Source organism: Streptomyces sp. NPDC002144, assembly GCF_053593695.1.
In genome coordinates this window covers 196940-213093 of sequence record NZ_JBSFDB010000014.1, presented here as the reverse complement: position 1 = coordinate 213093, position 16154 = coordinate 196940, and the positions used below count along the sequence as shown (strand labels likewise).

Below are 16154 nucleotides of genomic sequence, written 5' to 3'. Positions count from 1 at the left end.
GAGCGACCACGTGCTCGTCGCCCTGGCCGTCAGTCCTCCGCGTGGATGTCCGCGGCGACGATGGCGCCGTCGCGCACGGTGTACGTGCCGGAGAAGTACCGGTGGGTCCCGTCCGTCTGGGTCGCGTCGAGTTCGACGCCCACGGAGTCGCCGTCCACGGAGGTGACGGTGACCGACTCGTCGGCGGTGCCGGCGAAGGAGTTCCTGAACGACTCGTACGACCCCTGCTGGAGGTTGCGGCCGCCCAGTTCCCAAGCGCGTTGGAAGTCACCGGCGTTGATGGCGTCGAAGTACGCCGTCACGGTCGTCTCCGGTCCGCTTGCCGCCGGTGGCGGCGCCGTGGAAGTCACCGGTGTCGGCGAGGAACTCTCGGACGTGGACGTGGACGTGGGCGTTGACGGGGCAGTCGGAGACTGTGCCGTGGGCTGCGCATGTGTCGCGGGCTGCGTGGTGACGGTCCGCGGTGAGGATGTCGCGGTGACGGTCGAGGCCGTGGGGTGAGCCGTCGGCGTCGCTCCCGGCTTGGCGGTGAGTGCCCACACCAGACCGCCGACGAGGGCCATGGCCAGCGCGGCGGCGATGACGAGCATCAGCCGCGTACGGCGCCCGGTGCCGATGCGGCGGTGTTCCGCGGGCACGTCCGTGACGAGAGGTGCCGTCGGCGTCGCGGACCGGTCGGGGACGGCTTCGCCCGGCGACCGCATCCCCTCGGGAGGCATCCCCTCGGAAGGCACCACCTCGGTGGGCGGATGCGCAGCCGAGGGGGCCGTACCTCCGGCCGCCACCTCCTCGAGCATGCGCCGTGCCTCGCTCGCCGTGGGCCGTTCCTCCGGGTCCTTGCGGAGCAGTGCCTCGATCACGGGGGCGAGGGGGCCGGCGTGGTGCGGTTCGGGCAGGGGGTCGGCGATCACGGCCTGCAGGGTGCTCAGCGTCGTACTGCGCCGGAACGGCGACTGGCCCTCGACGGCGGCGTACAGAGTCGCGCCCAGGGACCACAAATCCGAGGGCGGCCCCGGCCGGTGACCGGTGGCACGCTCCGGGGCCAGGTAGTCGGGCGAGCCGACGATGTCGCCGGTGCGGGTCAGCCCCGGGGAACCGTCGAGCAGCGCGATGCCGAAGTCGGTGAGGACGATTCTGCCGCTGCGCTCCAGCAGTACGTTCGCCGGTTTGACGTCACGATGCAGGATCCCGAGCTGATGCGCGCTGTCCAGGGCCGCCAGGACGGCTGCCCCGAAACGGGCGGCCTCCCGGGGCAGCAGGGTGCCCTCGCCGACGAGGATGTCCTCGAGGGATCGACCGTCGATCCACTCCATGACGATCCACGGCCCGTCGTCCTCCTGCAGCACGTCGAAGACGGTCACCACGTTCGGATGCCTGATCCGGGCCGCCGCGCGCGCCTCCTGCTGCAACCGTGCGCGCAGGACCGACCGTTCCTCCGGGGACAGACTGCCGACCCGTACCTCTTTCACCGCGACTTCACGGTCGAGCAACTCGTCGTGAGCCCGCCAGACCGTCCCCATGCCCCCGTGGCCGAGCTGCTCGACCAGTCGGTAGCGCCCGGCCAGCAGCCGCGCGCGGCTCTCGTCCCCAGGTGACTGATTCATGGCTGCCTCAGTCGGCTCGGGAGTGAACTCCCTCACCAGTGTCCCGCCTCCGCCCCGCACCGGCCAGTCGGGTGAGACGGAACCGGCCGCCCATGATCTTCGTCACTCGTGGGGGCGGGATTCCCTGTATGACATAGCGGAACAGGCCATGTCTTACGCCTAAAACTCTCGTTACGGAACGCGGAAGGCTCTTCTGCCCTCCTTCTGTGCGTAGGAACTGTGCACGGGCAGGAAGTCAGGGACTGAGTGACATGGGTTTGACCAGTCAAACGACCGTATACGCGATGGTGGCGCTGGCCGCCCTCTGTGTGGCGCTGCTGGTCTGGCTGTGGCCACGGTTCGCGAAGCCGGGACTGTGGCATGTGCTGGGCCGGCTGGGCGCCATCGGGGTGACGCAGGTGACCATCGTCGCGGCGTTCGCGTGCGCGGTGAACTCGTCGTACCAGTTCTTCGGCTCCTGGGGCGAGCTGTTCGGCCATGTCGACACCGCTCCCGTCGGTGTGACGCAGGCGGCCGACCAGAACGGTGACGGTGCGGTCAACGGCATAAGCAGTGTCCACGGCTCGCTCGTGCAGCCCGCCGGGAACGATCAGCTCAGCCGGGTCAGCGGACTGCCGAGCGGCCCGGCCGCGTCCGTCGGGCGGGTGGAGTCGGTCAAGATCATCGGCAAGCGCACCGGCGTGGTCGACCCGGCCTTCGTCTATCTGCCGCCGCAGTACTTCCAGAAGGCGTACCACCGTCAGCGCTTCCCGGTGATCGTCGCGCTCAGCGGCTACCCGGGGTCCATCTTCAACCTCGCGCAGCACCTGCGGGTCCCGCAGACCGCCGCGGACCTGCAGAGCAAGGGCCAGATGCAGCCGACGATAGTGGTGATGATCCGGCCCACCATCGCTCCGCCCCGCGACACCGAGTGCGTGAACGTCCCCGGCGGACCGCAGACCGAGACGTTCCTGGCCAAGGACCTCCCCGAGGCGATCAAGTCCGTCTACCGCGCCGGTCACTACGCCAGCGCCTGGGGCGTCATGGGCTACTCCTCGGGTGCCAGCTGCGCCCTCCAGCTCGCGATGCGCGATCCGCACGTCTACACCACGGCCGCGGCCCTGTCGCCCGACTACCGCGTCAAGGACGACCCCACCACCGGCAACCTCTTCGGCAGCGGTCCCGGCCGCCAGGCCCGGGTCGACGGCCACGACCTGATGTGGCGGCTGAAGCACCTGCCGGCGCCCCAGGTCTCGGTCCTGGTCGCCACCAGCAAGCACGGTGAGAAGGGCTACTCGCAGACCCAGGCCTTCATCAAGGCCGTCAAGGCGCCCATGCGGGTGGCATCGATCCTCCCGGACAACGGCAGCCACAACTTCCCCACCTGGGTACGGGAGATGCCCGCCACCCTGACCTGGATGAACGACCAGCTGACCTTCCCGCAGGACGTCACCCCCCAGCCCAAGAAGAAGACGACCACGGCCCAGGGCGGCACCCCCAAGCCCCGCCCGGACCGCAGCCCGCTCCGCGCGGAGGGCACAGAGCCCAGGCCCACGGCGGCGACGCGCAAGTAGCGATACGACGGCAAAGGGGCCGGAGCGAGAGCTCCGGCCCCTTCCCCGTGCGCACCGGCTGGTCAGTCCAGCTGGGCCACCTTCGGGTTGTCGCCCTGGGCCGCGGCGTCGGCCGGAGGCAGGGCCGTCGGGTAGAGACGGACATTGCTGACGGCCGCGTCGGCGTACTCGCCGTAGGCGCCGGAGGAGAGCTTGCGGCCGATCTGGACGGGGCCGGTGGCGTTCCAGGGGGTGTAGGTCCAGTCCCTGGTCGCCGTGAGCTTGCCGTTCACATACAGACGGAGTTCCTTCGCGGTGGCGTCGTAGACCCCGACGAGATGAGTCCACCGGCCGGTGGTGGCCTTGCTGCCGTAGGCGGCCCGCCACACGGCACCCGTGGCGTCCGTACTGTGCCGGCCGAAGGCCCAGACCTGGGAGCCGGAGGAGTAGTACAGCTGGAAGCCGTTGTTGGTGGTGCCGTTCTGGGACAGGAACGTGCCGTTCTCCGTCAGGGAGTTGAGCTTGACCCAGGCGGAGACGGTGAAGCTCTTGGAGGTGTCCACCGCCGGGCCCGTCGTGGCGCCGTAACCGGTCGTGCCGGTGAGGTTGAGTGACGCGCCCCGGGTGCTGTCGGTGGTCCAGGCGTAGGCGCCGGACAGGTTCGCGTTCAGCGTGCCGGTGCTGTCGGCGGTGGTGGTGCCGGTGCCCTCGGCGAGCTTCCACCAGTGGGTGGCGGTGTCGGTGACCGAGCCCAGCGAGACCGGGGCCGCGAAGCCGTAGGTCGGCGGGGAGGTCAGGACGAGGCTCTGCCGGTAGTTGTACTCCACGAGCTGGCCGAAGGCGTCCACGGTGTACAGGTCCGGGATCCCGTCGGGGGCGCCCGGGTTGGTGTCGCCCGGCTGGACCGGGCTGTTGACGTCGCCGGGCGAGGCGACGACGGGGTAGAGCGTCCGCGGCAGGGTCAGCCCGAGGCTGCTGTGGGTGCCCGGGTGCAGCAGGGCCGGCACCAGGGTGGTGGCGTCCACGGTGATCGGGTAGCTGTACAGGTCGCCGGTCGCGTTGTCACGGGACCACAGCACCGGCTTGCCCTTGAAGGTTCCCGCGGCGATCAGGGTCTGGCCGGTCCAGTCGCCGTCGCCGAGCAGGATCGGGTTCTTCAGGTGGTAGCCGCCGTCGGACTGGTAGATCCACAGCTCCTTGTTCTCGACGGTGATGACGGCGGGGTAGTCGTTGGTGTTGCCGAAGACGTTGCCCGGCGTGATGAGCTGGCTGACGCTCCAGGTCCTGCTGTTGTAGTCGGTGGTCCGGCAGCGGGAGTCGTCGGCGACCACGTCCGCGGGCGCGCAGGCGTCCTTGGTGATCAGGTCGAACCGCTTGCCGATGAAGCCGCCGAACGTGGACCACGACGTCCTCGGGAAGGACGCGTCGTCGACCGGGTCCAGGTCGTTCTTGACGACGTAGAACTGCTGGGTGCTCTTGTTGTACGCGAACAGGTCGTCGCCGTTCGCGCCGTGCAGGTTGCCGCGGTGGGCGATCAGGTAGTTGTTCCAGCCGGTGCCGTCGGGCGAGCCGGCGGCCGTGGACACCGTCACCGGGCCGTTGACCGTGGGCGGGGTGCCGCTGACCGGGCCGCTCTGCACCGGGTCGGGTTCCTGCGCAGGGTCGTGGTCGCCGGGGATCAGGTCGAGGTCGCCGGTCTTCGTGGTGGCGAGCAGATCGGGCACACCGTCGCCGGAGATGTCACCGGGCTTGACGGTGGTGGCCGGGTTCCACGGCACGGTGAAGGTGTAACCGGCGGGGCTGGTGGAGATGTTGCCGGCCTTGTCGACGCCCGCCACGTACAGGGTGTGCACACCCCAGTCGCGGATCGGGACGGGAATCGTCGCGGTGGAGCGGCCCTGGCTGTCGGTGCCGCTGACCGCGGCGCTCTGGCCGTCGGCCGCGGTGGGCGGCGAGTCGAGCTGCCACAGGAACGACGCCATGCCGCTGGACCTGCAGGCGGAGGGCGTGCAGCTGTCGTCCGAGGACGGGGAGTCGACGGCCGCCACGGTGAAGTTGGTGGTCTTGCCCGGCCCCGCGTAGACCACCGGGTTCGCGGCGCCCGAACCCACCGACGGGAAGGAGGAGTTGCCGGTCACCTCCGGGGTCGGGGGCGCCGTGAAGTCGGTGGTGAACCAGCAGTGCTCGGACTTGCCGGAGGTCAGGTTCTGGTCGGGTGAGTCGTCCTCGGCGTACACGTCCCAGCCGTACTGGTGGCCGTCCTTGAGCGTGGCGCCGATCTTCATCGGGGCGTCGCTGCCGGAGGCCAGGTACGCGCTGTCCGGGGTCGAGAGGGCGGTGCCGTTTCCGTCGCCGTCGGGATCGACCGACCGGTCCCAGACGAAGTAGTGCGCCCGGACCTTCTCGCCGGAGATCTGCGAAGTGACCGTGGAGTGCAGGGTGATGTCGCTGCCGGCGTCCGAGTAGGTGGTGGCGCCGATCCAGCCCACGCCGCTGGTGGTGCAGGCGTCGGCCGCCCCCGCGGCGGCCGGGCTGGTGTGCAGGTTGGTCGGTACGCCCGGCGGGATGTCGAACTTCGTGGTCAGCGTCAGCGTGGTCGACATGCGCAGGTAGTCGTCGTTGCCCGACGTCTCCGACTCGTTGCCGTACAGGCCGATGGTCCAGGCGTTGGTGCCGTCCCCGAACGTGCCGTCCGCGTCATAGCCGTTGCCGTCCTGGTCGGCGATCTTCTGGGCCTGGTCCTTGACGTGGAAGGTGGCGGTGCTGTTGCTGCAGGAGCTGCCGGAGTTGGCGCCGCTGGGCACCGTGTCGGTCACCGGTGGGAAGGCGGTGTCGTGCACGCCGGGCCGGGACAGCCAGTCGGTGCTGGAGCTGATCGCGTTCGTGGTGTGCAGCGTGATCGGCTGGTCCCGGCTGCAGTCGTAGCTGGCGGCGTACGTCGTGGAGATCTTGACGTAGGCGTCGTAGACGACGAACGAGGAGTGCAGGCCGCTGGTGTTGATCGACCAGTACGAGCGCTCCAGGCCGACCCCGCACGGGCCGCCCCACCGCTGGTAGCCCACGCCCTGGCCGTTGGTCTGCGCCTTGTCGTACTGCGGTGAGTTGTCGCAGGTCGAGCTGGAGTAGACCTCGGTGTAGTGGCCGGCGGTGGAGGAGACCGGGTTGGTGTACGGGTCGATGTAGACCGGGTACTTGGTGCCCGGGTCGCTGAGCATGCCGGTGTCCGGGGTCAGCGTCACCGCCTTGTCGGTGGCGGTCATGGCGACCGGCTCGGTGTCGGCGCCGGGCCCGGGGCCGGCCACGGACGAGGTCTGCTCGCCGCCCGGTGCCTGGACATGGGTCGCCTCGGTGCCGGAGTCCCACATCAGCGGCTGGGGGCTGGTGTAGGCCGGATCACCGTCCGAGGCGGTGGCGGTCATGCTGTCGCCGTCGGCGGTGGCCAGGGTGAGACCGTGCGTGTCGGCCGCCAGAGTGAGCTTCTTCAGCTCGGGGTTCTTCGCGGCGTCCGCGTCGTGGACGACCAGGACGTCGCTGAAACCGCCCTGGTCGGTGACGGACACCGACAGGTCGACGCCGGGCAGCACCGACGGGTAGAGCGCGGTGTCGCCGCTGACGTCCGGCTTCGGCAGCGTGAACGGCAGGGTCAGGGCCATGCTGGGCCCGTCGGCGTGGGTGAGGGTGACCAGCGGGCCGTCGCCGCCGCCGGAGAGGGTCACGCCGTTCGGTGTGGCCCTGGGCGTGTAGCCGCCGTTTCCGTCGGCGGTCAGGGTCGCGTCGACCGGGGTCCAGTCGCCGTCCTTGAGCACGCGGGTCGGCAGTGCGCTGGTGGTGTTGGTGAAGGTGCCGTCCGGCAGTGCCTCGGTGGTGGAGACCTCCGTGGTCAGCGCATCCACGGGGACGGTTCTGCCCGTGGACTGCGCCTCGGCGCGGGCCGCCAGCAGCGGGTCGGCCGGGGTGGGCGAACCGTCCTCGGCGAGGGCGGGCAGGGCCGGGAGGACGGTCAACAGGCCGAGGGCGGCGGTGAACAGGGCCAGTCTGCGCGTCGGCGCGGCGCGTCTGCGGTCGGCGCGTATCGGTGGTCTCAACACCTGGCGGGCTTCCTTCGGGTCGCGGGCAGCGGGTGAGGGGAAGCCCGATTGCCACAGAGAAGTGATCAATTTCGGCACAGAAACTACACATGAACTGCCAAGTGCAGGCACGGTCTTCCCATGGAAACGGCAAAGAGTCTTGAGTCTTGATCAAGGCGCTACCTAGCCTCCCGTCGATCACTCGCTCGTGTGATCTGACTGAATGACGGCTCAGTTGAGGCCGTGTGGACGGCCCTCTCCCGGGCCGTGTGGGGGGATTTCACGTGAGTGGCAGACGGCGCTGGTTCGCGGGCTCTTGGCACCGGAGATTTCTCGGCGGACTGGGGCTGTGGACGATTCCGGTCGCTCTGCTCGCGCTCCTGCTGCCGGTGGCCGTCGCCACGGGCCTCGGCACCCCCGGCTTCCTGCCCGGCCACTCGGACGACGACGGCTTCGGCCACCACGGCGGCTTCACGTTCGACGGCGCGGTGTGGCATCCGAAGCGGCTGCCCGCGATCCCGGCCGTGGGATCGCACCTCCTGCAGCCCAAGACGCAGAACCACCCCAAGGGCTACAAGGCGCTGGACACTTACCGGGCCCGGACGCCCGAGTGGCCCAAGGCGGGCACGGCCACCGTCGACCTGGGAGCCCACGGCGGCGCGAAGCCGGTCAAGGCGGGCGCGCTGCCGGTCTGGGTGGCACCCGCCGACAGCAAGGGCGGCGTCGACACGGTCCGCGTGCAGAGCGCGTCCCACACCCAGACCCTTCGCACCGGCGCCAACGGCATGCTCCTGGGCATCACCCCGTCCGGGCCGGTCTCCGCGGGCGGCCGGGTGAAGGTGGTCGTCGACTACTCCGCCATCGCCCGGGCGTACGGCGGCGGTTACGGCTCCCGGCTGCGGCTGGTGCAGTTGCCCGGTTGTGCGCTGACGACACCCGAGCGGGCGGAGTGCCAGAAGGGCACCCCGCTGAAGTTCACCAACCGGGCCGGCGCCGCACAGCTGACGGCGACCGTCACCCTGGGCCCGGCCTCCGACGAGCAGAACCAGGCGGACGCCCCGAAGTCGCCGGCCCCCACCGGCAGTCCGAAGCCGGCCGGCCCCGCCGAAGGCACCGCCTCACCGCGGCCGACCCCGACCCACAGCGCGGGCAGTCCCGAGCCCACGGGGTCCGCGGACGCCGGCCCGGGCACGATGTCCGTGCGCACCGCCCCCCTGACGGCGAGCACCGCGGCCGGCACCACCGCCCTGGCGGTCACCTCCGGCGCCTCCGGCTCCCAGGGCGACTACGGCGCCACCACCCTGTCCGCCGCCGGCACCTGGCAGGCCTCGGCGACCGGCTCCTTCACCTACGCCTACCCGATCTCCGTACCGGCCTCGATCGGCGGCAACGCCCCCTCCGTGGGCCTGAGTTACGACTCCCAGTCCGTGGACGGCGAGACCACTGCCCGCAACGCGCAGGCCTCCTGGGTCGGCGACGGCTGGAGCTACCAGGTCGGCTATGTGGAGCGCGGTTACCGCAGCTGCGGTTCGCTGCTCGACTCCGACGGCAAGAAGATCGTCAAGGGCTCCGGCGACGAGTGCTGGGGCGGCGACAACGCCACCCTGTCCTTCGGCTCCCACTCCGGTGTGCTGGTGTCCGACGGCACCGACGCGAACGTGCCCGGCGAGATCAGGCAGTGGCGTCTGCAGGGCGACGACGGCACCCTCGTACAGGAACTGTCGGGCGCCGCCAACGGCCTGCACGACGGCGTGTACTACCGGGTGCTGACCACCGACGGCACCGCCGCCTACTTCGGCGCCGACCACGCGCCGAGCGGTCCCGGCACCGGCGCCACCATGGACTCCACTCCCGCCGACCCGTCCACGCACTCAGCCTGGGGCGTGCCGGTGCTGCACCCGCGCTCCTCCGACCCGTGCCACAGCGACACGGACGGCAAGAAGTCCCAGTGCGACAAGCCGGAGGGCTGGCGCTGGAACCTCGACTTCGTCGTCTCGCCGACCGGGTTCGTGCAGCGCTACGACTACACCACCGAGTCCAACTACTACGACCTCGGCGGCGGCCAGGCGGCCGAGACCGACGACCCCGACGACACCGGCACGCTCACCTCGTACACCCGCGGCGGTGCCCTCACCCTGATCTCGTACGGCTACAAGCTGGCCGACGAGCAGGCGGGCCGCACGCCGGCGGCCGAGGTGGACTTCGGGCTGGCCCAGCGCTGCCAGACCACCGACACCTTCACCGACTGCTCGGCCGGCAACCTCAAGGACTCGACCGCCACGCACTGGCCGGACGTGCCCTGGGACCTGCACTGCGACTCCACGGACAAGACCAAGCTGCCCGACGGAGCCACGAAGGTTCCCGACGACGTGTGCGTCACCTCCGGCCCCAGCTTCTGGACCACCACCCGGCTGGACTCCATCACCACCAAGGTCCATGTGAAGGCGACCGACCAGCTCACCGCGGTCGACTCCTACAAGCTGGGCCAGGTCTACTCGGACGCGGGCGGCACCGTCGACCCGGTCACCGGCACCACGGTCGACCCCAAGGACGCCGGGATGCTGCAGGCCGTGATGTGGCTGCAGTCCGTCCAGCACACCGGCAAGGACACCTACGACAACGGCAACAACGACATCAAACTGAACCAGGTGTCGTTCACCGGCACCGAGATCGACAACCGGGTCAACGACGACTCGCCGTCCGCCCCGCCGCTGTACCGTCCGCGCGTCTCCAGCATCCAGACGGAGACCGGTGAGTCGATCGCCGTCGAGTACAACGCGCAGCCCTGTCAGGGCAAGTCGCTCGACATCAAGCAGGCCGACGCCAACACCAACTCCTGCTACCCCGTGTACTGGACGGTCCCCGGCGCCTCCAAGCCGATCGCCGACTGGTTCAACAAGGTCACGGTGAACACCGTGGCGGTGTCCGACCTGACCATCGCCGGCCAGTACAAGCCGGACGCCCAGAACAACCCGGCCGGCTCGGAGACCCAGATCTCCCGCTACAGCTACTCCGGTCCGGCCTGGCACCGGGACGACTCGGCGCAGACCGACGACCAGTACCGCACCTGGGACCAGTTCCGCGGCTTCCGCACGGTCACCGTGCAGACCGGCCAGGCTCCCGAACCGGTGACCCAGCAGACCACCACCTATCTGCAGGGCATGGACGGCGACTACAAGGCCGACGGCACCCGCCGCTCCGTCAGCGTCGACGCCAAGGTCGGCGGCACCACGGTGCTGAGCGTCACCGACGCCGACCAGCTCGCGGGCACCACGCTGGAGGACGAGACCTACACCAAGGCCGGTGGCACCGTCGACGCGGCCAGCGTCAACGGCCCCTTCACCTTCACCACCACGGCCTCCGCGAACCAGTCGCCCTGGACCGACTGGACCCAGGAGGACAACCCCGGCGGCACCAAGCCGGACCTGTCCACCCTCCCGGACCTCACCGCCCGCCGGATCAAGGCGAGCAGCTCCCGCGAGTACCAGCTGCTGGCCGACGGCAGCTGGCGGCACACGAGCACCGACACCTCCTACGACAGCCAGGGACGCGTCTCCACCGTCAACGGGCACGGCGACGGCACCGATCCCAAGCAGGAGAAGTGCGCGACCACGACGTACGCGGACCCGCCGGCGTCGAACACGATGATGCTGTCCTACGCGGACCGCGTCACCTCGGTCATCGGTGGCTGCTCCACCGCCGTCGGGGCGGACAGCCTGCTGACGGACAAGAAGATCTACTACGCGGGCGACGGCACCCCGTCCGGCCTCGGCACCTTCGGCCAGGTCACCGCCACGGGCCAGGTCACCGGCACCCAGACCGCCACCGGCTTCACCGGCACCACCGAGAACTGGCAGACCACCTCGGCGATGAAGTACGACGGCGGTGGCCGGATCACCGACGCCTACGACGCCACCGGGCAGAAGACCCACACCGACTTCGACCCGGACTGGAGCAGCTCAGGCGGCAACACCAACGCCACCGCCAAGACCTCGACCAACAGCCAGAACTGGCAGGTCAAGTCCACCCTCGACGCCCTGCGCGGGCTGCCCCTGGAGAGCGTCGACGCCAACGGCCGCAAGACCGACATGACCTACGACGCCCTCGGCCGGCGCACCGCGGTGTGGCTGCCCGGCCGGGACAAGTCGGCCGGGCAGAGCGCGGACGAGACCTTCACCTACTCCATCGACCCCGGCGCTGTCCCCGCCCCCGGCGACACCGTCACCCAGCCGGGCGCCCCCTCCTCGGTCACCACCAAGACACTGCGCGAGGACGGCACGTACGCCACCTCGATCACCATCTACGACGGCATGCTCCAGCCGAGGCAGACCCAGTCGACCGCGATGGGCGACTCCGCCTCCGGCCGGATCGTCACGGACACCTTCTACGACTCGCACGGCTGGCTGACCTCGTCGTACGCCGCCTACTCCGAGCCGAACAACCTGCCGTCGACCACGCTGTACGCGGCCAACGAGAACCAGATCCCCTCCGAGACCACGACCACCTACGACGGTGAAGGGCGTCCGCTGCGGCAGACCCTGTGGCACCAGGCCGTCGAGCAGTGGCACACCTCCAGCAGTTACCCGGGCGCCGACGAGGTCGACACCACGGCACCGGCGGGCGGCCGTTCCACCGCCACCTTCACCAACGCCGTGGGCCAGACCACCAGCACCGTGGTGCGCAACACCGGTTCCACGGTCACCCTCACCGGCGGCTCGGTCATCCCCTCGGGCACCTCGCTGACCTCGGACAGCGTGCGCCTGACGATGCAGGCCGACGGCAATCTGGTGCTGTCCGCGCTGGCGACCGGGAAGACCGTCTGGTCCTCCGGCACCGGTGGAAACCCGGGAGCCTGGGCGAAGTTCGGCACCGACGGCAACCTCGTCGTGTACAGCACGGCGGTCGCCCAGCTGTGGACGACCGGCCTGACGGCCACCACCGGTGCCACCTTCCAGGTCCGCAACGACTCCACCGCGGCCGTGGTCTCCTCCGGCGGTTCGGTGCTGTGGAAGCAGGGCACGGCGGGCGCAGTCCCCGCCGCCGACGCCACCACGCACTACACGTACACCCCGGCCGGCCAGATCGACTCGATCAAGGACAACGCGGGCAACTCCTGGTCCTACAGCTACAACCTGCTCGGCCAGAAGACGTCCCAGACCGACCCGAACGCCGGCAGGACGACGTACGACAAGTACGACGTCGCGGGCAACCTGCTGCAGACCACCGACCCGCGCGGCCAGGTGCTGTCCTTCACCTACGACTGGGACAACCGCCCCACCGCGGAGTACTCCGGCGCCTGGTCGGCCACCCCGGACCAGTCCAAACTGCTTGCCTCCCGCGTGTACGACACCCTGGAGAAGGGTTACGAGACGTCCGCCACCCGCTATGTCGGCGGCGCGTCCGGCAAGGCGTACACACAGGCCGTGACCGGCTACAACACGGCGTACCAGCCGCTGGGGACCACGCTCACGGTCCCGGCCACCGACGGCTTCGCCGCGGCGGGGCAGTCCAGCGCGCCGACGTCCGGCACCGTCACCTACACCTCCACCGCCCGATACACCCCGAACGTCGGACTGCTGTCCACCACGCACTACCAGGCGGACGGCAACCTCCCGGCCGAGGACATCGACTACGGCTACACCCAGCAGGGCAACCTCGACGGCATCGGCGGCTTCATCAACTCCGCCAACACGCCCGCCTACCTGGACACGGCCGTGCACGACGCGTTCGGGCGGGTGCTGCAGGCCAACTACGGGCCGAGCGGCAAGGAACTCGCGACCTTCGCGCAGTACGACGCCACCACCGGCCGGGTCACCCAGGCCAGCAGCATGCTGCAGACCTCGACCACGGCTCTGGACGTCGTCAACCTCCGCTACAACCAGGCCGGCGAACTCACCGCGATCGACGACCTGCAGAACAACACCACGCACGACACCCAGTGCTTCACCTACGACTCCTTCCAGCGGCTGACCGCCGCCTGGACGGACACCGCCGGCATCACCGACTCGGCGGTCGGCGCGGTCGGCGGCTGCAACACCGCCAGGGTGCAGACGGGTACCACCTCGCCGGTCAGGACGACGACCGTCGGCGGACCGGCCCCGTACTGGCAGACCTACACCTACGACCAGCTCGGCGACCGCACCGGCCTGGTGAACCACGACACCACCGGCAACGCGCTCAACGACTCGACGCAGAGCGTCGGTTACGCCGGCACCGACGGCACCACGACCGCGACCCTGCCGGACCAGGCGGGCACGGCCACCACGACCGACCCCGCCACCGGCACCGCGACCATCACCTCCACGTACACCGACCCGTCCTACAACAACGTGAACGCGGGCGACACCATCAGCCGGAAGGTGACCAGTGTCGGCCCGCTGACCACCGCGTTCACGATCTCCGGCGGCGGCAAGAAGTGCGTCGAGGACGCGGGCAACTCCACGACCGCCGGCGCCAAGGTGCAGATCAACGCGTGCGGCTCGGCCACCGGCCAGAAGTGGACGATCGGCACCGACGGCACGGTGCGGGTGCTCGGCATGTGCCTGGACACCTCCGGCAACGCGACCTCCTCCGGCACCCTCGTGGTGATCGACACGTGCAAGACCGACGCCACCCAGAAGTGGAAGGTCACCACCACCGGCACCCTGGTCTCGGGCGCCAACAGCGCCGTCTGCCTCACCGATCCGGGCGCCTCCGCCACCAACGCCACCCAGCTCACCGTCGCCACCTGCGGCGGCAGCGGCCAGACCTGGACGAACGCCGCCACCGGCGCGGTGGCGGCCGGGCAGAGCCAGACCTTCACCTATGACGCCGAGGGCCGTACCGCCACCGTGGCCACGACCTCCGGTACCCACACCAACACCAGCAAGTACCTGTACGACGCCCAGGGCGACCTGCTCGAGCAGACCGCCGCGGTCGACGGCACCGACAAGACCCGGATCCTCTACCTCTTCGGCGGCGCCGAGCAGATCACGCTCAACGTCTCCGCCAAGACCTGGACCGGGCTGCGCAACATCACCGGCCCCGACGGCACGACCGTGACCCGCTCCAGCAGCGGCACGGTCAGCTACCAGATCGCCAACGGCCAGGGCACCGCGGTCACGGCGGTCGACGCCTCCTCGCTGAGCGTCACCCGCCGCTCCTACGACCCCTGGGGCAACCTCCGCGGCACCAAGCCCAGTTCATGGGTCGCACCGGACGAGAACCACGGCTTCCTGGGACAGCCGGTCGATGCGACGACGGGCCTCAACCTGCTCGGCGCACGCGACTACGACCCCGTCCTCGGCCGCTTCCTCACCCCCGACCCGGTCTTCGAGACCGGCGACCCCAACCAGATGGGCGGCTACACCTACGCCGGCGACAACCCGGCGAGCGGGTCGGACGCGAGCGGCCTGATGCTGATGATGATGGACGGCGGCGGGGGAGGCTGCGACGCCAAGTGCGCGGCCGCCAACGACAAGGCCTACGCCGACACCAGCACCTCCAGCGGGCAGCACAAGCACCACAGCGGCGGCTGCCACGGCTTCTGGGGTTGCGCCGGGCACTACTTCAAGAAGGCGCTGCCCGTCGTCGAGACCGTCGTCACGGTGACGGTCGTCGTGGTCGCCGTCGCGGTGGTCGTCTCCGCCTGCGCCGGAACCGTGATCGCGGCACCCGCCTGTGTGCTGGGCGCGGCCGAGGGCGCCGGAATGGTGGCCGGCATGGCCGGTGCGGACTGTGCGGCGATGGGCTGCGCGGGCGGCGGATTCGCGGCGGAGGAAGGAGAGTCGCCCCCGGCGGGAGGCGGCGGCGACGCGGCCCCCAAGGCGGCGGCGGAACCGGCCCCGCACGACGGCACCGGCAGTTCCGGCGGCTCCGGCGACGCGGCCGCGGCCTCCGGCGCGGGCAGGGAGTCGGCGAGCGACTCGGCGGGCGCCAACGCGGCCGAACCGAAGAAGTCCGACGCCCAGCACGAAGCGGCGGCGTCACGGAAGGCAGCGGCCGCCTCGGATGATCCAAGCACAGGGAATTCGGGCACTCAGGAACCGGCCGGTGGCAGGTCGACCGGCCAGGAAGGCAGTCAGTGCAGCTTCTCGCCGGACACCCGAGTCCTCATGGCCGGCGGGAAGACCAAGGCCATCGGAAAGATCAAGACCGGTGACAAGGTCGAGTCCGCGGACGCCCACAACGGCAAGCACGCCGGTGCCCGTGAGGTCGTCGCAACACTGGTCAACCATGACGAGGACCTGATCGACGTCTCCGTCGACCTGGGCCACGGTCACACCGCGACCCTGCACACGACGTCCAAGCACCCCTTCTGGGACGCGACGCTCCACACCTGGGTGCCGGCGGGGAAGCTCACGGCGGGCCATGCGCTCAGCACGGAGGACGGCCACCGGGTACGGGTGGCGGAGGTGCGGGGCACACCGGGTGCGGCCGAGCGCTACAACCTGACGGTTCTGCAGCTCCACACCTACTATGTGCTGGCTGGAACCACGCCGGTTCTGGTGCACAACATCTGTCCGACGGCGGCCGCCCTCAGCGCTGCTCCGCATCCGTCGAGTATCACCTTCCATCCTTCGGTGGACCTGTCCTCGAAGACAGCCAGCGAGGCGGGCAGCATCCAAACCGCCAGCGGATACGCCACGGATGTTCCCGACGGATACCAGCGGGCCATGCCCGACCAGGTGTACGACGCTCTGCCCATCGCACGCACACCTCATCCGTTCATGGATAATTCCGGTGGAGCCGGTGCCTATTACCTGTCCCATGCGGAGAAGCAGGCTTCGGTCCTGAACCCGGGCTATGCGATATCGGTCAGTCGGGACATGTGTGACGACTGCATATCCTGGTTCCAGAGTCGAGCCCGCCAACTCGGAGTACCCATTCTCGTTTCCGACCCGACGGCGATCCACGTATTCACGCCGAATGGTGAATGGCATTCCTTCGACTATCCATCCTGGTGAAATAGG

General features: G+C 70.0%; 4 protein-coding genes. 2 read left to right on the top strand and 2 right to left on the bottom strand.

Annotation, left to right across the window (positions count from 1 at the left end; all coding sequences use genetic code 11):
- Positions 1 to 29: 29 nt before the first annotated feature.
- Complete coding sequence (locus ACWCQ1_RS22775; protein WP_451027219.1) at positions 30 to 1604, bottom strand: protein kinase domain-containing protein; 1575 nt, start codon at positions 1602 to 1604, stop codon at positions 30 to 32.
- A 251-nt stretch (positions 1605 to 1855) separates the two neighbouring features.
- Here ACWCQ1_RS22775 and ACWCQ1_RS22770 point away from each other — a divergent pair, with 251 nt between their 5' ends.
- The gene (locus ACWCQ1_RS22770) at positions 1856 to 3157 is read left to right on the top strand and encodes an alpha/beta hydrolase (RefSeq protein ID WP_451027218.1); all 1302 of its coding nucleotides are present in this window, start codon (positions 1856 to 1858) and stop codon (positions 3155 to 3157) included.
- A 62-nt stretch (positions 3158 to 3219) separates the two neighbouring features.
- Here the strand turns inward: ACWCQ1_RS22770 and ACWCQ1_RS22765 are convergent, their stop codons facing one another.
- Positions 3220 to 7224, bottom strand: coding sequence for a LamG domain-containing protein (locus ACWCQ1_RS22765; protein WP_451027217.1), 4005 nt, complete (start codon positions 7222 to 7224; stop codon positions 3220 to 3222).
- Between the two features lie 263 nt (positions 7225 to 7487).
- On the opposite strand from ACWCQ1_RS22765, the gene ACWCQ1_RS22760 reads away from it, so the two are divergent.
- Complete coding sequence (locus ACWCQ1_RS22760; protein WP_451027216.1) at positions 7488 to 16148, top strand: polymorphic toxin-type HINT domain-containing protein; 8661 nt, start codon at positions 7488 to 7490, stop codon at positions 16146 to 16148.
- Positions 16149 to 16154 lie beyond the last annotated feature (6 nt).

Coding starts and splice junctions, on each gene's coding strand:
- ACWCQ1_RS22775 (WP_451027219.1), bottom strand. CDS start 1,604: ATGAATCAGTCACCTGGGGACGAGAGCCGCGCGCGGCTGCTGGCCGGG.
- ACWCQ1_RS22770 (WP_451027218.1), top strand. CDS start 1,856: ATGGGTTTGACCAGTCAAACGACCGTATACGCGATGGTGGCGCTGGCC.